This is a genomic window from Streptomyces sp. NPDC091272 (assembly GCF_044757485.1).
GTDB lineage: Bacteria > Actinomycetota > Actinomycetes > Streptomycetales > Streptomycetaceae > Streptomyces.
On record NZ_JBIVVC010000004.1, the window covers coordinates 505,595 to 527,089 of the forward strand.

Consider the following 21,495-nt stretch of genomic DNA (forward strand, 5'->3'; position numbering starts at 1 on the left):
GGGGTTGGTCATGGGTGATGCGGGAAGTTCGGCCGCGGCGGCGGGCGGCGGGTCGGCCGCCGCGCGGCTCCAGCAGCTCTTCGAGGGGCGGCGGCTCACCCCGACCCAGCGGCGGATCGCGCACAGCATGGTGCGGCGGGCGGCCGACGTGCCGTTCCTGTCGAGTGTGGAGCTGGCGGAGCTGGCCGGGGTCAGCCAGCCATCGGTGACCCGGTTCGCGGTCGCGCTGGGCTTCGACGGCTATCCCGCGCTGCGCAGGCATCTGCGGGAGGTGGCACCGGCGGTGGACCCGGGGCCCGGAGCATCGGCCTCGTACAACGAGTACCAGCAGGCGGTGCAGGCCGAGATCGAGAACCTGCGGCACCTCGCGGAATTGCTCGCCGACCCGGCGCCGGTCGAACGCGCCGGCCGGCTCCTCGCCGCCTCGCCCGTGCTGCCGGTGCTCGGGCTGCGTGCCGCGTCCTCACAGGCGCGTGGCTTCGCCTACTTCGCGGCGAAGGTGCACCCGGACGTACGGCTGCTCGACGAGGGCGGGTCGATGCTCGCCGACCGGATCGACGCCGCGCGGCGGGCGGGTGCGGACGTGCTGCTGTGCTTCGCGCTGCCGCGCCATCCGCGCGAGGTGGTGGAGGCACTGGCGTACGCGCGCGAGCAGGGGCTGACCGTGGTCACGGTCGCGGACTCCGCGTTCGCCCCGGTCGCGCACCACAGCGATCTGCTGATCCCGGCGGCGGTCGGCACCGGGCTCGCCTTCGACACGGCGTGCGCGCCGATGCTGCTGGGCCGGGTGCTGCTGGAGGCGATGTGCGACGGGCTGCCGCAGGCGCAGGCCCGGCTGGAGGAGTTCGACGTACGGGCGGCCGCGCGGGGGCTGTTCATCGAGTGAGGCGCGTCCCCTCGGGGGTGACGGGGGTGGCGAGGGTGCCGAGGGTGGCGGGAGTGCGGGTGCCGGGTGCCCGCACTCCCGCCGGGTGGCGACTCAGACGTCCAACTCGGCTTCGATCTTCCTGAGTTGGTGGCGGGCCATCGCCAGGTTCGCGCGGCTCTTGTCGAGCGCCAGGTAGAGGAAGAGCCCGTTGGTGCCGCGGCCCTTGAGCAGGCGGATCAGGTGGTACTGGCTGCTGAGCGTGATGAGTATGTCCTCGATCTCGTCACTGAGCCCGAGGTGCTCCATGGTGCGGACCTTGGCGCGCACCACGTCGGTGTTCCCCGCGGCGGCGACCGTGAGGTCGAGTTCCTTGCTGCCGCCCGCGGTGCCCAGCGCCATGCCGCTGGTGTAGTCGACGAGGGCGACTCCGATGGTGCCCTCGATGGTGGACATTGCTTCCTTGAGGGCGGCTTCGGTGTTGGCCATGAGCGGTCGCACTTCCTTCGTGTGGGTCGTGTGGGTCGGGGTGGGTCGATGTTCAGGTGGTCGTGGTGGCGTTCGTCCCGTCGACGAGGGTGCCGATCCGGGCGCCCGCCCTGCGGGCCTCCAGGTGCAGGCGGCCGACGTTGATCCGGTCCTCGGCGAGCAGGGTGAGGACGGCCGAGGTGCCCGCCGCGTAGGTGGCGACGTACCCCCCGTCGCCGCGGACCAGCAGTTCCCTGAAGCCGCCCTGCCCGGTGGCGTCGGTCAGCCGCAGCGAGACTCCGAGGGCGGCGGCCGTGAGCGCGGCGACGCCCTCGGTCTCGACGCCCGGCGCGTCGTCGGCCAGCACCAGGCCGTCCACGCTGGCGGCGAGCGCGCCGGTCAGCTGGGGCAGCCGGGCCCGCAGCCGGTGTATCTCCGCGAGGACCTCGGCGAGCACCAGGGGGTCGGGCGGTCTCGGCTGCGGCATGCTGCTTCCCCTGTCCGTACGCTTCTCGCCCCGTACGACCCGGGTGCGCAGGGCACGTCTCACCATGGGTTCCTCACAGCGCCTCCAGGGCGTCGCGGAGTCTGCGCAGCAGCGCGACGTCCGGGTCCTCCTTCATGTCCGCCACCCACCGGGGCACGGGCGTGGGCGGGGGAGCGGCCGCGGGTGTCGTCACCGCGCCGGCCGCGGCCAGTCGCCGTATGTCGACCAGGGTGTGGAAGGCGGGCCGCCCGAGCGCCCGCGCGATGTCGGCGGGGGTGCGTACCCCGTCGGCCAGGTCGAGCACGTCCTGCTGGCGCCGGGTGACGTGGAGGTCCGTGTCGCCCGGCCCGACAGGGGAGTTGTCCATCTCCGGATGGGGCCACAGCGAGTCGAGCAGCTGCCGGCGGCGCAGGCACTCGCGGGCCACGGTCCGGGCGGGGACGGGGCGTACCGGGCCCATCCAGTGCGCGACCCCGTGCCGGAACCTGGTCGGGCCGCTGCCCGGGGCCAGTGCGAAGTACGCGGCGTCGAACAGGGCGCCCAGGTGGGCGAGTTCGAGCTCGCCGTCCGCGAGGCGCCCGCTGTCCACCAGGAACCGCCCGACCCTGCCCGCGGGGCCCGCCCGGTCGAACGCCTCCTGCCAGCCCTCGCGCGGCAGCCGCCCGTGCAGCAGGACGTCGAGCCCCGGCGCGGCAGGGCTCTCCGCGTGCACGACCTTGCCGTCGGCGAGGTAGAGGGTGCCGTGGTCGCGCAGCAGCGCGCCGGTGGCCCGCTCGTCGGCGAGCCGGGCCAGCATGGGGGAGAGGGCGGTCGACGTCGGTACGGGCGGGAAGACGGTCGCGGAACTCATCCAAGCACCAGCCGTTCGGCGAGGTCGGCGAGCCGGAGCCGGGCGAGCGCGAGGTTGCCCAGTTCCCGGTCGAGCCACAGATGGAGGAAGACGCTGCTGTCGAAGGAGGTCTCCACGTACCGCAGCAGGTGGTAGTCGGTGCGGGTGGTGATAATGACGTCCTCGACGGGCAGCCCCTTGGCGTCGCCGCCGTCGTCGGGGGTGAAGGTGGAGTGCTCGGCGGCCATCCGGGCCAGCTCGGCGGACTCCGCGGCGGCGGTCTCGGTGTCCCCGCCGGGCAGCCGGCCCGCCGTACCGAGCGCGAGCCCACTGGTCCAGTCGACGACGGCGGCCCCGCGTGCGCCGGGCAACTCCATCGCTTCGACCAGGCATGCGTCGATTCCGGACACGCAGAACTCCCCTCCCCCGGGTCCCCACCGGGCCGGCGTGAGGTCATGACACTACGCAACTGTGAGGCTTCGGAGGGGAGTTCTGGCATATTCCAACGGAAGAACCCCCTCCGGACTAACCTGCCCGCGCCGGGGCATCGGGCGGACGCACGGGAGGGGCCTCGGGGGCGTGCGGGGCGGGCTCGGCGGACGCACGGGGTGGGGTCCCGTGGGCGCACGGGACGGACTCGGCGAACGCCCGGGGCGCGCTTCCGTGGACGCACGGGACGGGTGCCCGCGGGCGTGCCGGGCGGGCTCCGCGGGCGCACGGGACGGGCCCCCGGCGGACGCACGGGACCGGGCTCCATGGGCGCCCGGGAAGGGGCTCCGCAGGCGTACGGGCCGGGGGCACGCGGACGCACGGGCCCCCGTGGGCGCACGGGGTGGGCCCCCGCGGCCGGAAGGCGCGCGCCCCGCGGCGGCCGTCCCATCGCCGCGGTGGCCACCCTGCGCCCCGAGCTGGCAACCCCGCGCCCCCGGCGGCCGCCCCGCACCTCGACGGCCCGGCTACCTCGAAACCCCGAAGGCCGACCGCCCGACACCCCGAGGGCCCGGCCCCCCACGCAACCCCGAAGGCCCGCCGCCTCGCGACACCCCGAACGCCCACTCCCCGCCATCGCGGCGGGAAATCGTCGGGAGTGGGTGTTGACTAGTTCTATTCAGAAGCACAGGATGTGAATAACAGCATCATGTCCGCCACGAGGAGGCACCCATGTCAGGACCGCGACCCGTACGAGCCCCGCGCGGTACGGAGCTCAGTGCCCTGGGATGGCAGCAGGAGGCCGCCCTGCGGATGCTGCAGAACAACCTCGACCCCGAGGTCGCCGAGCACCCCGACAAGCTCGTCGTCTACGGCGGTACCGGCAAGGCGGCCCGTGACTGGCGCTCCTTCGACGCCATGGTGCGCACGCTGCGGACGCTCAAGCAGGACGAGACGATGCTCGTCCAGTCCGGCCGCCCGGTCGGCGTCATGCAGACCCACGAGTGGGCGCCGCGGGTGCTCATCGCCAACTCCAACCTGGTCGGCGACTGGGCGAACTGGGAGGAGTTCCGGCGCCTCGAAGCACTCGGGCTCACCATGTACGGCCAGATGACCGCCGGTTCGTGGATCTACATCGGTACTCAGGGAATCCTCCAGGGCACCTACGAGACGTTCGCCGCGGTCGCCGCCAAGCGCTTCGGCGGCACCCTCGCCGGGACCATCACCCTCACCGCGGGGCTCGGCGGCATGGGCGGCGCCCAGCCGCTGGCCGTGACCATGAACGACGGCGTCGCGATCTGCATCGACGTCGACCCGCGCGCCATCGAGCGCCGCATCGAGCACAAGTACCTGGACGTACGGGCCAACTCCCTGGAGCACGCGCTCCAGCTGGCGGTCGAGGCCCGCGACGCCCGCAAGCCGCTCTCCATCGGCCTGCTCGGCAACGCGGCCGAACTGCTCCCGCGGATGCTCGCCGAAGGCGCGCCGATCGACATCGTGACCGACCAGACCTCCGCGCACGACCCGCTCGCCTACCTCCCGCTCGGCGTCGCCTTCGACGACATGGCGTCCTACGCGGCCGAGAAGCCCGCCGACTTCACCCAGCGGGCCCGGGAGTCGATGGCCAAGCACGTCGAGGCCATGGTCGGCTTCATGGACGCCGGGGCCGAGGTCTTCGACTACGGCAACTCGATCCGCGGCGAGGCACAACTCGCCGGTTACGCGCGGGCGTTCGACTTCCCCGGTTTCGTTCCGGCGTACATCCGCCCGCTGTTCTGCGAGGGCAAGGGCCCGTTCCGCTGGGCCGCGCTCTCCGGCGAGGCGTCCGACATCCACAAGACGGACCGCGAGCTGCTCAAGCTCTTCCCGGAGAACGAGTCCCTGCACCGCTGGATCAAGATGGCCGGCGAGCGCGTCCACTTCCAGGGACTGCCCGCCCGCATCTGCTGGCTCGGCCAGGGCGAGCGCGACAAGGCCGGCGAGCTCTTCAACAACATGGTGGCGGACGGCACCCTCGCCGCCCCCCTCGCGATCGGCCGCGACCACCTCGACTGCGGCTCGGTGGCCTCCCCGTACCGCGAGACCGAGGCCATGCTCGACGGCTCCGACGCCATCGCGGACTGGCCGCTGCTCAACGCCATGGTGAACGTCGCCTCCGGCGCCTCCTGGGTCTCCATCCACCACGGCGGCGGCGTCGGCATGGGCCGCTCGATCCACGCGGGCCAGGTCTCGGTGGCCGACGGCACGAAGCTCGCGGGCGAGAAGATCCGCCGGGTGCTCACCAACGACCCCGGCATGGGCGTCATCCGGCACGTCGACGCCGGCTACGACATCGCCGACGAGACCGCGGACGCCCAGGGCGTACGCATCCCGATGAAGGAGGGCGAGGGCGCGTGAGCTCCTCGTTCCACGAGATGTGGGCGGACCTCGCGCCCATCGGCCGGGACAAGAGCACCGGCGGCTACCGCAGGTACGCCTGGACGGCCGCCGACGCCGACTGCCGGGCCTGGTTCCGCGCCCAGGCGCAGGCCCGCGGCCTCAGCTACGAACTGGACCGCAACGGCAACCAGTGGGCCTGGCAGGGCGACCCGCTCGCTGGGGACGCCGTCGTCATCGGCTCCCACCTGGACTCCGTCCCCGACGGCGGCGCCTTCGACGGGCCGCTCGGGGTGGTCTCCTCCTTCGCGGCGCTCGACGAACTCCGCCGCAGGGGAGCGGAGTTCACCAGGCCGGTGGCCGTCACCAACTTCGGTGACGAGGAGGGCGCCCGGTTCGGGCTCGCCTGCGTGGGCTCCCGGCTGGCCGCGGGACAGCTCACCGCCGCCAAGGCGTACGAGCTGCGCGACGGGGACGGAACCAGCCTGCCGCAGGCCATGGAGGCGGCCGGGTACGACCCGGCCGCCATCGGCCCCGACCCCGAGCGCCTGGCCCGCATCGGCGCGTTCGTCGAGCTGCACGTGGAACAGGGCCGCGCCCTGGACCTGAGCGGCGACCCGGTCGGCATCGCCTCCGCGATCTGGCCGCACGGCCGCTGGCGGTACGACTTCCGCGGCGAGGCCAACCACGCGGGCACCACCCGCCTGGTGGACCGCCGCGACCCCATGCTCACGTACGCCGAGACGGTGCTGGCCGCCCGCGCCCAGGCCCAGCTCACCGGCGCGGTGGCGACCTTCGGGAAGATCTCGGTCGAGCCGAACGGCGTCAACGCGATCCCGTCCCTCGTCAGGGGCTGGCTCGACTCGCGCGCCGCCGACCAGGACACCCTGGACGCGGTGATCGCGGGCATCGAGACCGCGGCCAGGGACGCGGCAGGCCGCTCCGGCATCGACCTCACCGTCGTGCGGGAATCGTTCACCCCGGTCGTCGAGTTCGAGCACGCCCTGCGCGACGAACTCGCCAGGCTGCTCGGCGGCGAGGGCGCCCCGCCCGTCCCCGTGCTGGGAACGGGCGCCGGACACGACGCGGGGATCCTCTCCGCGGCGGTGCCGACCGCCATGCTGTTCGTACGCAACCCCACCGGCGTCTCGCACTCCCCGGCGGAGTACGCAGCCGAGGACGACTGCGTGGCCGGGGTGCGCGCGCTCGCCGACGTAACGGAAGGCCTCGCCTGCGCATGACGACCACCTACTGGCTGGAACACGCCTGGCTCGCCACCTACGTCGAGCCGGGCGTGGCGGTGGAAGTGTCCGACGAGGGCCGCGTCACCGCTGTCCGCACCGGGGTCACGGCCTGCCCGCCGGGCGCCGAGGCCCTGCGCGGACTCACCCTCCCCGGCCTCGCCAACGCCCACTCGCACGCCTTCCACCGGGCGCTGCGCTCCACGGTCCAGGTCGGCTCCGGCACCTTCTGGACCTGGCGCGAGGTGATGTACGGGGTGGCCGCGCGGCTGACCCCCGACTCCTACCACGCGCTGGCCCGCGCCGTGTACGCGGAGATGGCGCTCGCCGGGATCACCTCGGTCGGCGAGTTCCACTACGTCCACCACACCCCGGGCGGGGCCCCCTACGCCGACCCCAACGCGATGGGCGAGGCCCTGATCGCCGCGGCGTCCGACGCCGGCATCCGCCTCACCCTGCTCGACACCGCCTACCTCTCCTCGGGCTTCGGCGAGCCGCCCAGCTCGCACCAGCTGCGCTTCTCGGACGGGACGGCCCAGGCCTGGGCGGAACGGGTCTCGTCCCTCAAGGACACCCCCTTCGTACGCCACGGCGCGGCCGTCCACTCCGTGCGCGCGGTGCCCGCCGCCGAACTCGCCACGGTCGCGAAGTGGGCGCAGGACCGCGAGGCACCCCTGCACGTCCACCTCTCCGAGCAGACCGCGGAGAACGAGGCGTGCCTGGCGGCCCACGGCTGCACGCCCACCCAGCTCCTCGCCGACCACGGCGTGCTGGGCCCGCGTACCACCGGTGTCCACAACACCCATCTCACCGCCGCCGACATCGCCCTCATCGGCTCGTCGGGCACCGGCACCTGCATGTGCCCCACCACCGAACGCGACCTCGCCGACGGGATCGGCCCCGCGGTGCCGCTCCAGCAGGCCGGCTCCCCGCTCTGTCTGGGCAGCGACAGCCACGCTGTCATCGACCTCTTCGAAGAGGCACGGGCGATGGAGCTGAACGAACGTCTGCGCTCGCGTACCCGTGGCCACTGGACGGCGGCGGCCCTGCTGCGCGCCGCGTCCGCCGACGGCCACGCGGCGCTGGGCCGGCCCGACGCGGGCACCATCGAGCCGGGCGCCCTCGCCGACTTCACCACCCTCGCCCTGGACACCGTCCGCACGGCCGGCCCCGTCCCCATGCTGGGCGCCGAGACAGCCGTCTTCGCCGCCACGGGCGCGGACGTCCGGCACACCGTCGTCGGCGGCCGTCAGGTGGTCCGCGACGGCGTGCACACGGCGATCCCGGACACCGCGGGGGCCCTCACCGCGGCCATCAGGGCCCTGCACGGCTGACGTCAGGAGTCCGTACCGGGGGCGGGCCCGCCCCCGGCACGGGCACCGCCAACCACAAGGATTCCGCCATGAGCGCCACCACCCCGGCCCCGGCCACCACCACCCTCGTCCGCAACATCGGCAGCCTCGTCACCAACGACCCCGGCCTCGGCGAAGGGCCCCTGGGCCTGATCGAGAACGCCGCCGTCGTCTTCGAGGGCGACCGCGTCGCCTGGGTCGGGCCCACCGCGAACGCACCCGCCGCCGACGCCGGGCACGACGCGCAGGGGCGGGCCGCGATCCCCGGCTTCGTCGACTCGCACTCGCACCTCGTCTTCGGCGGCGACCGCACCCAGGAGTTCAACGCCCGTATGTCGGGCCGCCCCTACGAGGCGGGCGGCATCAGGACCACCGTCGCCGCGACCCGCGCCGCGAGCGACGAGGAACTCTCCGCCAACCTCGCCAGGTACCTGCGCGAGGCACTGCGGCAGGGCACGACCACCTTCGAGACCAAGTCCGGTTACGGGCTGACCGTCGAGGACGAGGCGCGCGCGCTGCGCATCGCGAGCGAGCAGACGTCGGAGGTCACCTACCTCGGTGCGCACATCGTGTCGCCCGAGCACGCCGACGACCCGGCGGGCTACGTCGACCTCGTGACCGGCGAGATGCTCGACGCGTGCGCCCCCCACGCCCGCTGGATCGACGTCTTCTGCGAGAAGGGGGCGTTCGACGGGGACCAGGCGCGGGCGATCCTGACCGCGGGCAAGGCGAAGGGGCTGGTGCCCCGGATCCACGCCAACCAGCTGTCCTACGGGCCGGGCGTCCAGCTCGGCGTGGAGCTCGACGCGGCGAGCGCCGACCACTGCACCCACCTCACCGACGCGGACGTGGACGCGCTCGCGAGCGGCAACACCGTGGCGACGCTGCTGCCGGGCGCGGAGTTCTCCACCCGGGCCCGGTGGCCGGACGCGCGGCGGCTGCTCGACGCCGGGGTGCGCGTGGCGCTGTCGACGGACTGCAACCCGGGTTCCTCGTTCACCTCTTCGATGCCGTTCTGCATCGCCCTCGCCGTACGCGACATGGGGATGACTCCCGACGAGGCGCTCGCGGCGGCGACCGCGGGCGGGGCGCGGGCGCTGCGTCGTACGGACGTCGGCCGGATCGTGGTCGGGGCCCGCGCCGACCTGGCACTTCTCGACGCGCCCAGCCATGTGCACCTCGCCTACCGGCCCGGCGTGCCGCTCGTCTCGGCGGTCTGGCGAAACGGTGTGCTTGCCGTGTGAGGTCCTGGGTAGGCGGACCTTGCACCACCGGCACACAGTGCCCGCACAAAAGAACGTTGGACTGCCCCGGATACGGCCTGGGGCAGCCCAACGTTCGGTTCACAACTCCTCGCGGAGCGGCGGTGACTACTCGACCACGGTCAGGCCCTTGCGGAGCTTGACCAGCGTGCGCGACAGCAGGCGCGAGACGTGCATCTGCGAGATGCCGAGCTCGTCGCCGATCTCCGACTGCGTCATGTTGGCGACGAAACGGAGGGAGAGGATCTGCCGGTCACGGGTGGGAAGCGAAGCGATCAGGGGCTTGAGGGACTCGACGTACTCGATGCCCTCCAGACCGTGGTCCTCGTAACCGATCCGGTCGGCCAGCGCGCCCTCGGAGTCGTCCTCCTCGGGCTGGGCGTCCAGCGAGCTGGCCGTGTAGGCGTTGCTCGCGGCCATCCCCTCGACGACTTCTTCCTTCGTGATGTCCAGGCGTTCGGCCAGCTCCGCCACGGTGGGGGAGCGGTCCAGCTGCTGGGCCAGCTCGTCCCCGGCCTTGGCGAGGTCGAGCCGCAGCTCCTGGAGGCGGCGCGGCACGCGCACCGACCAGGAGGTGTCACGGAAGAAGCGCTTGATCTCGCCGATGATCGTCGGCATGGCGAAGGTGGGGAACTCCACACCCCGGCTGAGCTCGAAGCGGTCGATGGCCTTGATCAGGCCGATGGTGCCCACCTGGATGATGTCCTCCATCGGTTCGCTGCGGGTGCGGAACCGGGAGGCGGCGAACTTGACCAGGGCCAGGTTCAGCTCGACCAGGGTGTTGCGGACGTAGGCGTGTGCGTGGGTTCCCTCTTCGAGGAATTCCAGGCGCTCGAAGAGCGTCTTCGACAGGGCCCTGGCATCCAGCGGCCCCACCTCGTCGTACGGCGGGATCTCGGGAAGGTCGGCGAGGCTCAGGGGCCGCTCCGTGAGCATCTGGCCCGAGGTGGACACGGCGGGCGTGGCAGATGCCACAATGGCCACGGAGCTCGCGCCGCCTCCGGTTCCTGTCTCGATCTGCGGGGGCGGGGGTGTCGACGCCGCGTCCGGTTTGTGGTGAGTACGCGTTTCGTCGAGCCGGGGTGACATGGTCTCCTCCATCGTTCTCGGCATATGGCTGCCGATGCCGATACGTGTTCCTGCGGTGAAGCGGCGCCTCCAAAGCCGGTGGTGGGCGGGTGGTGGCCGGATGTGTCCCTACTAGGCCTACCCGCTGGCAGCGGGCGGTTGCAAGTGCCTTATGTCCGAATAAGCCCAGTTCAGGACGTTGTTCGACTACCCGTGGGTGTGAAGAAGGCGTAGTCTTCTGCTGCTGTCGGGGGCATACCCCGCTGTCTTGATGCGCGGTTAGGGTGCGGCCAGGGCGAAGGCCCGCCGGGCGGGCCGCGCGCAGCTACGAATACTCTGGACCACAGCTTCAAACACGCAGTACGCAGAGCAAGCAGAACAACACGACGGCGAAAAGGGACGGGCATGGACCGCGGGACGGTCGGCAGCGCGAACCGGGGCCGGCTTCAGGTCGAAGTGCGGACCGAGGGCCGGAACGAGATCGTGACGCCGGCGGGTGAGCTGGATCACCACACGGCCGAGCTGCTTCGGGAACCTCTGGAGCAGGCGCTCGACGACGGGCGGACACGGCTCGTGATCGACTGTTCGCTGCTCGAATTCTGTGACTCCACCGGGCTGAACGTGCTGCTCGGGGCCCGGCTGAAGGCCGAGGCCGCAGGCGGCGAGGTACATCTGGCGGGCATGCAGCCCGTGGTGGCCCGCGTGTTCGAGATCACCGGGGCCGAGGCGGTCTTCACCGTCCACGACTCGCTCGACGCCGCCCTCGCGGCCCCCCTGGGCGACTGAACCCCGCCGGCCTCCGCTGCGGACCGCGTGAGACGCGCGGCACGGCTCGTAGCGAATCGTGGGTGTTCTCACGGTTCGGTCGGGCAGGAGGAACCTCAGACCCTGCAAACGACAATTTGGTGAATCGGTGAGGTGAAGCGCTGATGAGCACCACCCGGCAGCATCCGCCGGGCGACCTCGGCCCCGAGCCGGACGGCATCGCCTCCGCCTCCGAAGCGTCGGCCGCGCCCGCGCCCGCCGCGGCTGCCGACACGTCCGGTGAGCCCGATGCGTCCGGTGAGTCCGTGGCGGCCGACGGGCCCGCGGTCGCGCCTGCCTCCGCCGGTTCCCTGGCCGCAGGTACGTCCCGGGCAGCCGTGCCCCCCACCGCCGCCGACGCGTCCTCCGGAGCCCCCCGCAGGCCCGCGGCGGACGTGTCCCCCGAAGTGCCGCACGTGTCCGCCTCCGAAGCGTCCGTGGAGTCGGCCTCGTCGCCCTCCGGGGCGTCCGCCCACCCGGTCCCCGCCGAGGGAACGCAGACCCCGTCAGGTCCCTCCACCCGTATGTCTGCCGCCCAGGTGCGCTCCCTCCCGCTGAACGGGGCCAGTGGCATCGTTCCGCTCGCCCGCGACTTCACCCGGCAGGCGCTGTACGACTGGGGCTGGCTGCCCGCGTCCACCGCCGACCGGCGGGCCGCGGCCGAGGACGTCCTGCTCGTCGTCTCCGAGCTCGTCACCAACGCCTGTCTGCACGCGGAGGGCCCCGAGAGCCTGCGGGTCGCCAGTGACGGCAAGGTGCTCCGTCTTGAGGTCACCGACCGCAGCGGCGGCGAGCCGGCGCCGCGCACCCCGCACCGGGCGGGCCGCCCCGGCGGCCACGGCATGTTCATCGTCCAGCGGCTCTGCCTGGACTGGGGCGTCGCCCGGACGCCCGAGGGCGGCGGACAGAGCGCGGGAAAGACGGTCTGGGCGGAACTGGCCGCCCCTGCCTAGCCGTTGACCGGTCGCCGGCCCGCGAGCCGGCTGGGGGAAGTGTTGTTGGAGAGCACGTCGATACGGCGTGCTCTTTGTCTTCCCCTCCCACGGTCCCCGGCGTACCTTGAGCGCCCAATCTGATGCGCCGTCAGCAATGCGGCGTTCCGGCGTACGAGGGGATCACCAGGTGTCGTACCAGAAGCGGACCCGGCAGCGGACAACTCTCGCACTGGCGGCGGTGACCCTGGGCTCGGTGGTGCTGATCACCGCCCCCGCCGCGCAGGCCGACGTCGTCGACGTCAACTACCGGTGCAAGACCCCGATCGGCGACAAGAGCGCCGTCTCCCCGATCGACATCAAGGCGGTCAAGGGCGGCAGCGGCTACACCCTCACCATGTCCTTCCAGAAGGGCGTCTCCTCCAGCCCCGTCGAACTCGGCAAGGGCGCCATGAAGCCCAGCGCCGTCATCAAGGTGGGCGGTGCGGACGGCGGCACGGTCTCCGTCGCGGGGCCCACCAACTCCGCCGCGATACCCGCGAATTCCCCCATCAAGATCAGTGACCTCTCCGGGACCTACACGCCCGGCAAGAGCGGCAAGGTCACCTTCACCGCCTCCGTCCTGACCATCAAGGCACTGGGCACCACGACGACCTGCACCCCCTCCAACAGCCCCAAACCCTCGCTGGAGCTGGCCGTCCAGGGCGCGGGCGGCAGCGGCGCATCCGGCGGCGCGGCGGACGACGGATCCGGCGGTACGTCCCAGAGCGGGGCGTCCGGCGGCGACGAGCTCCCGAGGACCGGGCCGCTCGACTCCGCCGCGGCCCTCGGCACCCTCGGCGGCACCGTCCTGCTCGCGGGGGCGGCCGGAGTGCTCTGGCTGACCCGGCGCAACCAGCGGTCCGCGAGCTGATCCGGCCGGAGGGAACGTGCGTCGCCAACTCCGCCCGCTCACCGTCCTGTGCGCGACCCTGGGACTTCTGTACGCCGCCGGGCCGCCCGCGTCCTCCGCGGACCGGGCACCGGCCGCCGCCTCCCCGCCGGCCGGGGCCTGGACGGCGGGGCCGGCCGCCGGCGGCGGCAGCAGGCCCGGCGCGTCCGACAGCGGCGGGCGCCCGTACTTCTACCTCCAGGGTGCGCCCGGCACCGTCTTCGAGGACAAGCTGTCCGTCACCAACCCGGCCCGCGCGGCTCGCACCGTGCAGCTGCGGGCCGAGTCCGGCGAGCGGGCGGCGGGCGCCTGGATCGTGCTCGCGCGGAGCGAGGTGAAGGTGCCGCCCCGCACCCGCGCGGACGTGCCCTTCACGGTGACCGTCCCCGCAGGCGCGACGCCGGGCGACCACCCGGGGGCGGTCGTGGCCTCCTCCGCGGACGGGCGCGAGCAGCGCACCGCGGTCCGGCTCAAGGTCAGCGGGCCGACCCTGGCCGCGCTCTCCGTCGAGGAAGTGCGGATCGACGACGGGGTCATCCGGTACGCACTGGTCAACCGCGGCAACACCACGCTCTCCCCGCACGTCGCCGTCCGCGCCCAAGGACTCTTCGGCGAACTGCTGCGGCGCGAGGCGCACCCGGTGGGCGCACTGGCCCCCGGCCGCCGCACCGAACACGCCGAACCCTGGCCCGACACCCCCGCCCTGGACCGGGCCGAGGCCCGGCTCACCGTCACCGCGCAGGGCGGCGTCCGCGAGGAGGGCGCCGCCACGGCGACCTTCGTGACGTGGGGACCCGCGCTCGGCGGAGGGACGTTGGCGCTGGCGACGGGCGCGGGCGCGGTGCTGTGGACCGTACGGCGCAGGAGGAACGCCAGAGGGAACGCACAGGAGGAGCGCGCATGAAGAGGCGACGCGGACGGTACGCCACCACCATCGCTGCGGCCCTGGCGGCCTTCCTGCTCCTGGTGCCGGCCGGTGGCGCGAGCGGCGCCGAGCCGGCGCCGAAACCCCTCGTCACGCTGTCGAAGAAAGAGGCGGGCAAAGGCGGTGAGATCACCGTCAGGGGTTCCGGCTGGCGGCCGGGCGCGCTCCTGATGCTGCTCATCTGCGGCGAGGCGTCACCCGCCGCCGGGGTGCGGGGCGGCACCAACTCCTGTGCCAACGCCGACGGCCGGGCCGTCACCACCGACGCCAAGGGCGCCTTCCGCCGCGTACTCGCGGTCGCCGAGCCGCCCAAGCCGTGCCCGTGTGTCGTGCACGTCGCGACCGTACAGGGTCAACCAGCCGTCGTGGACGCCGAGTTCAAGGTGGCCGGGCATCCCGTCGCGCCACTGCCCGAGCCCGCCCCGGACGCGGGCCGGCTCGCCGTGGTGGACCGTACGGTACGGCTCGACGGTTCCGGGTCGCTGCTGACCTGGTTCGGTTCCCCGCAGGCCCGCAGGGTCGTCGTCGAGTTCGGCAACGTGGGATCGGCGCCGGTCACCGACCCGGTCTTCCAGGTGGGCACCTCGCACGGGGTGTTCGCGCCGCTCTGGGAGGAACGCCAGTGGCGGGGCACGATCGCGCCGGGCAAGCGGGCCGAGGTCGCACTCGACGTGCAGCTGCCGGCGGGCGCGCACGGCGACTACCTGGTCTCGGTGAAGTACGGCTCGAAGCTGATGGCGGCGCAGCCGTGGGGTGTGGACCGGCCGTGGGGCGTGGTCCTGTTCTGGCTGCTGCTGGCGGTCGTGGTCCCGGCGGCGCTGTTCCGGATCGGGATGGCGGTGGTGGACCGGGTGCGGCCGGGCGCGGTGGCGCGCGCGGTGCGCAGGGTGCCCAGGGCCCCCGCCCGCCACCGCACCGCCGCGCGCCCGGCAGGGGCCGGGGGCGCGGAAGGGGACGCTGAGGAACCCGCCCGCCCGGCAGGGCCGCCGGCCACCTCCGCCGGTCCGGCGACGACGACCACCACCGCGGCGCTCCCGTGGTTCACCCCGGACACCGCACCGGGCCCGGCCGCCCCGCACGCACAGGTTTCCGCACCGCACGAAGGCACCACCCGTTCCCAGACCCCCGAAAGGTGACTCGTGAAGACTCAACGGAGGATGAGCGCGGCAGGGATCGCGCTGATGCTCACAGGTGCGGGAGTCGTACTGGCCGCATCTCCCGCGCAGGCCGCCGAGGTCGCCTACAAGACCGAGTGCATCCCGCCGCCCATCTCCGGGCTCCCGGCGGTCCAGGGCACCACCAAGGTGTCCGTCACCGCGCCGGCCACGGCGAAGGTCGGCGACGAGGTCGAGGTGGTCTGGAAGACCGTCGAGGCCGCATCCAAGAATCCCGACGTCCTCGACCTCGACAAGGACACCGTCAAGCCGTCCGGCACCGTCAAGGTCGGCGGGGCGGCCACGGGTGACCTCAAGGTGGAGGGCCCGCGGCAGAATCCGCCCATCCCCAAGAACAGCCCGATGATCCTGCCCGAGATGAAGGGCAAGCTGAAGCTGGAGAAGGCGGGCGACGTCACGCTCACCCCCGGCGCGTACACGATCAACGTCAGCAAGCCACTGTCGACGGACACCAAGTGCACGCCCAAGGAGGAGGTGCAGCCGTCCGCGACGATCAAGGTGACGGACGGCTCGGGCGGCACCACGGGCGGCACGACGGCGGGTGGTACGACCGCGGGTGGCACGACGGCCGGCGGTACGACGGCGGGCGGCACGACGGCCGGCGGCACCACCGCGGGTGGCACGACCGCGGGCGGTACGACCTCGACGGGAGGCTCCGACACCGGCGGCTCCGCCTCGGGGGGTGCCGCCACCGGCGGGTCCGACGCGGGCGGCGCCACCACCGGCGGCGGTGACGGCGGCAAGACGGACTTCCCCGGCAAGGAGGTCTCCGTCGAGTACGCCTGCCAGTCCCCGGGACCGGCGAGCATCAAGACCAAGGTCACCGCGAGCGCCAAGAAGAACGGCGGCAGCTACGACATCACCGTCGTCACCGCCAAGGGCGTCATGGACAGCCCCGCCGCCCTCCCCGCCGGCGCCCTGAAGCCCTCCATGGCACTCACCCTCGGCGGCTCCGACAAGGGCAGCGTCAACGTCACGGGCCCCGGCAACAAGGACCCCCTGGAGCAGGGCAAGCCGGTCGACCTCCCCGACATGACCGGCACCTACAAGCCCGGCGCCAGCGGCAGGACCACCCTGGCCCCCGGCACCCTGAACATCGACGTCACCCTGGGCGGCCAGAAGATCAGCATTCCCTGCACGGTCAAGGGCGCGGCCCCCGTCACCCTCGAACTCGACACCGCGGCCCAGCCGGGCGGCGCGAGCGGCGGCAGTGCGTCCGGCTCGGCGGGCGGCAGCGACACGGGCTCGTCCGGCGGTACAGGCACCGCGGGCACGGCGTCCGGCGGCACGACGGGCGGTGGACTGGCCGACACGGGCGCCGAGGACAGCGGCGCCCTGCGGGCGCTCGCCCTCGTCGCGGGCACCGTCATCCTGCTCGGCGGCGCGGTCTTCACCTTCACCCCGTGGCGACGACTGCGGGGCACCCGCTAGCGACCCCGTAGCACCGGGCACCCGCCGGCGGCCCTGCCCCACCGGACACCCTCTGGCGGACCCGTAACACCGCGCACCCGCCGGCAGCCCCGTACGCCAACGGTCCGTGGCAACGCGAAGGCCCGCCGCACCTCTCGGTGCGGCGGGCCCTCGCCTGTGTCAGAGTCCGTGTCAGACCCGAAGGTGGCGCGTGATCAGTGGATCTCGCCCATCATCGTCTGGACCTTCTTGCGGTACATCCAGACCGCGAAGCCCGCGACCACCGCGAGCGAGGCCTCCGCGGCGATCACGCCGAGCCCGTTCAGGTCCACACCGCCCAGCGAGAGCAGACCGGTGACGCAGTCGCCCGCCGTGACGGCGAGGAACCAGACACCCATCATCTGCGAGGCGTACTTCTGCGGCGCCATCTTGGTGGTGACCGAGAGGCCGACCGGGGAGAGGCACAGCTCACCGATGGTCTGGATCATGTAGATCGAGACCAGCCACATCGGCGAGACCTTGTCGCCGCCGCCCGCCATGTTCATCGGGACGATGAAGACGAAGAACGAGGCGCCGACCAGGACGATGCCCATCGCGAACTTCACGATGGTGTTCGGCTCCTGGTTCTTGCGCGCCAGCCACAGCCACAGCCAGGCGAAGACCGGAGCCAGCGCCATCACGTACAGCGGGTTCAGCGACTGGTACCAGGTGGCCGGGAAGCCCAGTCCGAAGACCGTCGACTCGGTCTTGCTGGAGGCGAACGAGGAGAGCGTCGAGCCGCCCTGGTCGTAGATCATCCAGAAGACGGCGGCGGCGACGAAGAACCAGATGTACGCGCTCATCTTGGACTGCTCGGGGACCGAGAGGTCCTTGTCGCGCTTGATCCTGGCCAGTACGGAGACCGGGATGATCAGGCCCGCGAGGGTGATCGGGACCAGTGCCCAGTTCAGCGTGAAGACGCCGATGGAGACGACGATCGCGTAGAAGACCGCGACGACGACGGCGATGCCGCCGGCCTTCAGCAGCAGGCCCTTGCGCTCCTCGGGGCTCAGCGGGTTCGGGACGACCCTGGACTTCTCGCTCATGCTCTTGCCGCCGAGCAGGAACTGGAGCAGACCCAGACCCATGCCGACCGCGGCGAGGATGAAGCCGAAGTGCCAGTTGACCTTCTCGCCGACCGTACCGACCACGAACGGCGCGATGAACGCACCGAGGTTGATGCCGATGTAGAAGAGCGTGAAGCCGCCGTCACGACGCGGGTCGTTCGGCCCGTCGTAGAGGTGGCCGACCATCGTCGAGATGTTGGCCTTCAGGAGACCCGAGCCGACGGCGACCAGGATCAGACCCGCGAAGAACGAGATCTGACCCGGCAGCGCCAGACAGAGGTGACCCGCCATGATCACGCAGGCCGCCACGGTGACGGTCTTGCGGGCGCCCCATACGCGGTCGCCGAACCAGCCGCCTGGCATGGCCATGAGGTAGACCATCGCCACGTAGACGGAGTAGATGGCGGTGGCCGTGGCCAGCGTCATCGCAAGGCCGCCGCCCTGGCTGCCCGTGGCGGCGTCGGCGCCGCCGGAGACCAGGTAGAGAACCAGAAGTGCGCGCATGCCGTAGTAGGAGAACCGCTCCCACATCTCGGTCATGAACAGTGTGGCCAGTCCGCGGGGGTGGCCGAAGAAGGCCGTGTCCGCGGCTACTGCCCCGGAGGTTTCCTTCGTCAGGCTGGACGCCATGGTCGATCCTTGCTTGCTCGGGACGCGTCCACGTGTGAGTTACGGGTACGCGCCCGGTGGGGGGCAGCCGGCACCGGGAGCGGATTCCGTCCCACCCCCACGCCTGAGGGGGTTCCGCACTCGGGTCGCGAGGCGGAGGGAGCGGAGCGCACCGGGATCCACGCCCCGCGTGCGTCGTCGCACGAAGGGCCCGGCCGATAGGTCATTCACTTCTCAGGAACCGGTTGACACCAGTTCCACACAGAAAAGAGACCTTTGCAGCTCAGTGACTCATTGAGCGCAAAGGTCCCCGTCTAGCGCTAAAGGCGTGCTCGCCACCATACGACACCACACGGCGACATATGGAAGGACTTGAGACATGGATCACAGGTGGCGGTGGAACTAACTTCCCACAATCAAAGGTCCTTCATGGAATCGAGTCATAGACCCGTAGGCACTCTCCGTTCCAGGACGATCACACCCTGGGCACTCGCCACGCCGACTAACATTCCCCCCATGACCCGTGTACTGCTCGCCGAGGACGACGCATCCATTTCGGAGCCGCTGGCCCGCGCACTGCGTCGGGAGGGTTACGAGGTCGAGGTCCGCGAGGACGGGCCGACGGCCCTCGACGCCGGACTCCAGGGGGGCATCGACCTCGTCGTGCTCGACCTGGGGCTGCCCGGCATGGACGGCCTGGAGGTCGCCCGCCGGCTGCGCGCCGACGGCCACACCGTGCCGGTCCTGGTGCTCACCGCCCGCGCCGACGAGGTGGACACCGTCGTCGGGCTCGACGCCGGCGCCGACGACTACGTCACCAAGCCCTTCCGGCTCGCCGAACTCCTCGCCAGGGTCCGGGCCCTGCTGCGGCGCGGCTCGTCCGAGCCCGTCCCGGCGCCCGCCACCCACGGCGTGCGGATCGACGTCGAGTCGCACCGCGCGTGGATGGGCGATGAGGAACTCCAGCTCACTGCGAAGGAGTTCGACCTGCTGCGGGTCCTGGTCCGGGACGCCGGCCGGGTCGTCACCCGCGACCAGCTGATGCGCGAGGTCTGGGACACCACCTGGTGGTCGTCGACGAAGACCCTCGACATGCACATCTCCTGGCTGCGCAAGAAACTCGGCGACGACGCGGCCAACCCGCGCTACATCGCGACCGTACGAGGCGTCGGCTTCCGCTTCGAGAAGAGCTGACCGGCGCAGGCGTCGGCTTCCGCTCCGAGAACAGCTGACCGGCGCAGGCGTCGGCTTCCGCTCCGAGAACAGCTGACCGGCGGTACGTCCCACCCGGGCGGCGTGCATTCTTGAGACATGCGCCGCCGTCTGATCAACTCCACGCTCGCCGTGGTGCTCGTCGTCATCGCCGTCTTCGGGGTCTCCCTCGTCATCGTCGAGACCCGCACCATCAGCAACAGCGCCCAGGAGTCCGTCGACTCCGAGGCGCTGCGGCTGGTCAGCGTCGTCGAGGGGCGGCTCGGCGGCGACGGTGACGTCAGCCGCCAGGTCCTCGCCCAGCAGATCGCAGGCCACAGGTACGCCCGTATCGAGATCCCCGGCCGGCCCGCCATGGAGATCGGCACCCCGCCCGACGGCGGTGTCATCGAGGGCAGGGCCGCCGGTGAGCGCGGTGAGTCCGTCACCGTGCAGGAGTCCCGCTCCACCGTCACCCGCGAGGTCGGCCGCACCCTGCTGATCATCGGGGCGGTGGCGCTGCTGGCCGTCATCGCCGCCGTACTCCTCGCCGTACGGCAGGCCAACCGGCTCGCCTCCCCCCTCACCGACCTCGCCGAGACGGCGGAACGGCTGGGCTCCGGCGACCCGCGCCCGCGCCACAAGCGCTACTCCGTCCCGGAACTCGACCGGGTCGCCGACGTCCTCGACTCCTCCGCCGAACGCATCGCCCGGATGCTCACCGCCGAACGGCGCCTGGCAGCCGACGCCTCGCACCAGCTCCGCACCCCGCTCACCGCGCTCTCCATGCGGCTGGAGGAGATCACGCTCACCGACGAGCTCGACACGGTGAAGGAGGAGGCGACGATCGCCCTCACCCAGGTGGAACGCCTCACCGACGTGGTGGAACGCCTGCTCACCAACTCCCGCGACCCGCGTACCGGCTCCGCCGTCGCCTTCGACCTCGACGAGGTGCTCAAGCAGCAGCTGGAGGAGTGGCGGCCCGCCTACCGCAGCGCCGGGCGGGCGATCGTACGGTCGGGGAAGAAGAACCTCCGCGCCGTCGGCACCCCCGGCGCGGTCGCCCAGGTCCTCGCCGCGCTCATCGAGAACTCCCTGATGCACGGCGGCGGCACCGTCGCACTGCGCTCCCGGGTCACCGGCAACCAGGCCGTCATCGAGATCACCGACGAGGGCCCCGGGGTCCCCCCCGACCTCGGCGCGCGCATCTTCGAGCGGACCATCAGCGGACGCAACTCCACCGGCATCGGCCTCGCCGTGGCCCGCGACCTCGCGGAGGCGGACGGCGGCCGCCTGGAACTCCTCCAGCAGAAGCCCGCTGTCTTCGCCCTCTTCCTCAGCACGGTCGTGCCGGACAGCAGGCAGGACGGGGAGGGCAGCGGCAAGACGATCAGGTGAGGCGCCGGGGGCGGGCCGCGCCCCTACGGTGCGACGGGACTCCGACGGCGCGGCGGTACTTCAGAGCGGGCGCGGTGCGGGCTGCTGCTGCCCGGACTCGGACGAGGCGTCGGCAGCGCCCTCCGCCAGGAACTTCTCCGCCTGCTCGACCGCCTCGCTCGTGGCCTCCGGCTGCGCGGGATGCGTCCGGAACACCCACGTCCGGTAGGACCAGAAGCGGAACAGGGTCGCCACCCCGATCCCGAAGACCTTGAAGAAGTTGCTCTGCAGCGGGCTGTTCCAGCCGAAGCCGTACGTCGCCGCGTAGAGCAGTCCGTTCTCGATGACCGCGCCCACCACGCTGAACAGCAGGAACAACGTCAGTTCCCTGGCCCGGCCACTCTTGTCCCGGTCCCGGTAGGTGAAGTAGCGGAAGCCCACGTAGTTGAAGAGGACCGCGATCACGGTGGCGATCAGACTGGCCCGCACGACCTGGAGGTCGGTGGTGTGCCGCAGCAGGTTGAAGGCGGCCATGTTGACCAGCAGACCCAGGCCGCCGACGGCCCCGAACTTGGCGACCTCGCGTGCGAGCTGCTCCACACGGGTCCGCAACGAGGTGTCGCCAGGCTCGCTCATGATGTCCGTCGGCCCCGTTCGG

20 protein-coding genes are annotated in these 21,495 nt (G+C 72.2%); 13 read left to right on the plus strand and 7 right to left on the minus strand.

From position 1 onward, the window contains the following. Nucleotides 1-10: 10 nt before the first annotated feature. Entirely contained in the window at nt 11-886 is an 876-nt protein-coding gene (locus tag ACIQM4_RS15340; RefSeq protein ID WP_401591275.1) for a MurR/RpiR family transcriptional regulator, read from the plus strand. Nucleotides 887-979: 93 nt separating this feature from the next. Here ACIQM4_RS15340 and ACIQM4_RS15345 read toward each other — a convergent pair whose 3' ends face one another. The 4 genes from ACIQM4_RS15345 to ACIQM4_RS15360 all read right to left on the minus strand — a co-directional run bounded on the left by ACIQM4_RS15345 (nt 980) and on the right by ACIQM4_RS15360 (nt 3,059). Then, nucleotides 980-1,354 (minus strand): hypothetical protein, encoded by a 375-nt coding sequence (locus tag ACIQM4_RS15345; protein ID WP_401591277.1) that lies wholly within the window; start codon nt 1,352-1,354, stop codon nt 980-982. A 52-nt stretch (nt 1,355-1,406) separates the two neighbouring features. Next, a complete protein-coding gene (locus tag ACIQM4_RS15350) occupies nt 1,407-1,820 on the minus strand; it encodes a roadblock/LC7 domain-containing protein (protein ID WP_401591445.1) in 414 nt (137 codons plus the stop codon). A gap of 73 nt (nt 1,821-1,893) precedes the next feature. Beyond that, nucleotides 1,894-2,670: a transcriptional regulator gene (locus ACIQM4_RS15355; protein ID WP_401591280.1), complete on the minus strand. Its 777-nt coding sequence runs from the start codon at nt 2,668-2,670 to the stop codon at nt 1,894-1,896. Beyond that, nucleotides 2,667-3,059, minus strand: a complete 393-nt coding sequence (locus tag ACIQM4_RS15360; RefSeq protein ID WP_401591283.1) for a hypothetical protein — start codon at nt 3,057-3,059, stop codon at nt 2,667-2,669. Before ACIQM4_RS15360 ends, ACIQM4_RS15355 begins: the two co-directional genes overlap by 4 nt. A 751-nt stretch (nt 3,060-3,810) precedes the next feature. On the opposite strand from ACIQM4_RS15360, the gene hutU reads away from it, so the two are divergent. The 4 genes from hutU (at nt 3,811) to hutI (ending at nt 9,291) form a co-directional block, all read left to right on the plus strand. Continuing rightward, on the plus strand, nt 3,811-5,475 hold the full coding sequence (gene hutU / locus ACIQM4_RS15365) for a urocanate hydratase (RefSeq protein ID WP_401591286.1): 1,665 nt from the start codon (nt 3,811-3,813) through the stop codon (nt 5,473-5,475). A gap of 17 nt (nt 5,476-5,492) precedes the next feature. Then, on the plus strand, nt 5,493-6,695 hold the full coding sequence (locus tag ACIQM4_RS15370; RefSeq protein WP_401591447.1) for an allantoate amidohydrolase: 1,203 nt from the start codon (nt 5,493-5,495) through the stop codon (nt 6,693-6,695). Next, entirely contained in the window at nt 6,692-8,029 is a 1,338-nt protein-coding gene (locus ACIQM4_RS15375; RefSeq protein WP_401591288.1) for a formimidoylglutamate deiminase, read from the plus strand. The genes ACIQM4_RS15370 and ACIQM4_RS15375 overlap by 4 nt, the downstream gene beginning before the upstream one ends. A gap of 68 nt (nt 8,030-8,097) precedes the next feature. Next, nucleotides 8,098-9,291, plus strand: coding sequence for an imidazolonepropionase (hutI, locus tag ACIQM4_RS15380; RefSeq protein ID WP_401591291.1), 1,194 nt, complete (start codon nt 8,098-8,100; stop codon nt 9,289-9,291). 126 nt (nt 9,292-9,417) lie between these two features. Here hutI and ACIQM4_RS15385 read toward each other — a convergent pair whose 3' ends face one another. After that, nucleotides 9,418-10,245 carry an RNA polymerase sigma factor SigF gene (locus ACIQM4_RS15385; RefSeq protein WP_401591449.1) on the minus strand — a complete coding sequence of 276 codons (828 nt, stop codon included), beginning with the start codon at nt 10,243-10,245 and terminating at the stop codon, nt 9,418-9,420. Between the two features lie 537 nt (nt 10,246-10,782). Here ACIQM4_RS15385 and ACIQM4_RS15390 point away from each other — a divergent pair. The 6 genes from ACIQM4_RS15390 to ACIQM4_RS15415 all read left to right on the plus strand — a co-directional run bounded on the left by ACIQM4_RS15390 (nt 10,783) and on the right by ACIQM4_RS15415 (nt 16,575). Further along, nucleotides 10,783-11,163: an STAS domain-containing protein gene (locus ACIQM4_RS15390; RefSeq protein ID WP_401591294.1), complete on the plus strand. Its 381-nt coding sequence runs from the start codon at nt 10,783-10,785 to the stop codon at nt 11,161-11,163. A 455-nt stretch (nt 11,164-11,618) separates the two neighbouring features. Then, nucleotides 11,619-12,134: an ATP-binding protein gene (locus tag ACIQM4_RS15395; protein ID WP_401591451.1), complete on the plus strand. Its 516-nt coding sequence runs from the start codon at nt 11,619-11,621 to the stop codon at nt 12,132-12,134. A 136-nt stretch (nt 12,135-12,270) separates the two neighbouring features. Next, nucleotides 12,271-13,026: a peptidase gene (locus tag ACIQM4_RS15400; RefSeq protein ID WP_401591297.1), complete on the plus strand. Its 756-nt coding sequence runs from the start codon at nt 12,271-12,273 to the stop codon at nt 13,024-13,026. A gap of 16 nt (nt 13,027-13,042) precedes the next feature. Beyond that, the gene (locus ACIQM4_RS15405) at nt 13,043-13,948 is read left to right on the plus strand and encodes a hypothetical protein (RefSeq protein WP_401591300.1); all 906 of its coding nucleotides are present in this window, start codon (nt 13,043-13,045) and stop codon (nt 13,946-13,948) included. Beyond that, the gene (locus ACIQM4_RS15410) at nt 13,945-15,105 is read left to right on the plus strand and encodes a hypothetical protein (protein WP_401591302.1); all 1,161 of its coding nucleotides are present in this window, start codon (nt 13,945-13,947) and stop codon (nt 15,103-15,105) included. Before ACIQM4_RS15405 ends, ACIQM4_RS15410 begins: the two co-directional genes overlap by 4 nt. A gap of 21 nt (nt 15,106-15,126) precedes the next feature. Beyond that, nucleotides 15,127-16,575: a hypothetical protein gene (locus tag ACIQM4_RS15415; RefSeq protein ID WP_401591305.1), complete on the plus strand. Its 1,449-nt coding sequence runs from the start codon at nt 15,127-15,129 to the stop codon at nt 16,573-16,575. Nucleotides 16,576-16,769: 194 nt separating this feature from the next. On the opposite strand, the gene ACIQM4_RS15420 is transcribed toward ACIQM4_RS15415, so the two are convergent. Continuing rightward, nucleotides 16,770-18,290 (minus strand): peptide MFS transporter, encoded by a 1,521-nt coding sequence (locus tag ACIQM4_RS15420; RefSeq protein ID WP_401591308.1) that lies wholly within the window; start codon nt 18,288-18,290, stop codon nt 16,770-16,772. Between the two features lie 495 nt (nt 18,291-18,785). On the opposite strand from ACIQM4_RS15420, the gene ACIQM4_RS15425 reads away from it, so the two are divergent. Beyond that, nucleotides 18,786-19,463 carry a response regulator transcription factor gene (locus tag ACIQM4_RS15425; RefSeq protein WP_401591311.1) on the plus strand — a complete coding sequence of 226 codons (678 nt, stop codon included), beginning with the start codon at nt 18,786-18,788 and terminating at the stop codon, nt 19,461-19,463. A gap of 117 nt (nt 19,464-19,580) precedes the next feature. Further along, nucleotides 19,581-20,858, plus strand: coding sequence for an ATP-binding protein (locus ACIQM4_RS15430; protein WP_401591314.1), 1,278 nt, complete (start codon nt 19,581-19,583; stop codon nt 20,856-20,858). A gap of 60 nt (nt 20,859-20,918) precedes the next feature. Here ACIQM4_RS15430 and ACIQM4_RS15435 read toward each other — a convergent pair whose 3' ends face one another. Further along, a complete protein-coding gene (locus ACIQM4_RS15435; RefSeq protein WP_401591317.1) occupies nt 20,919-21,473 on the minus strand; it encodes a GtrA family protein in 555 nt (184 codons plus the stop codon). Nucleotides 21,474-21,495: the final 22 nt, after the last annotated feature.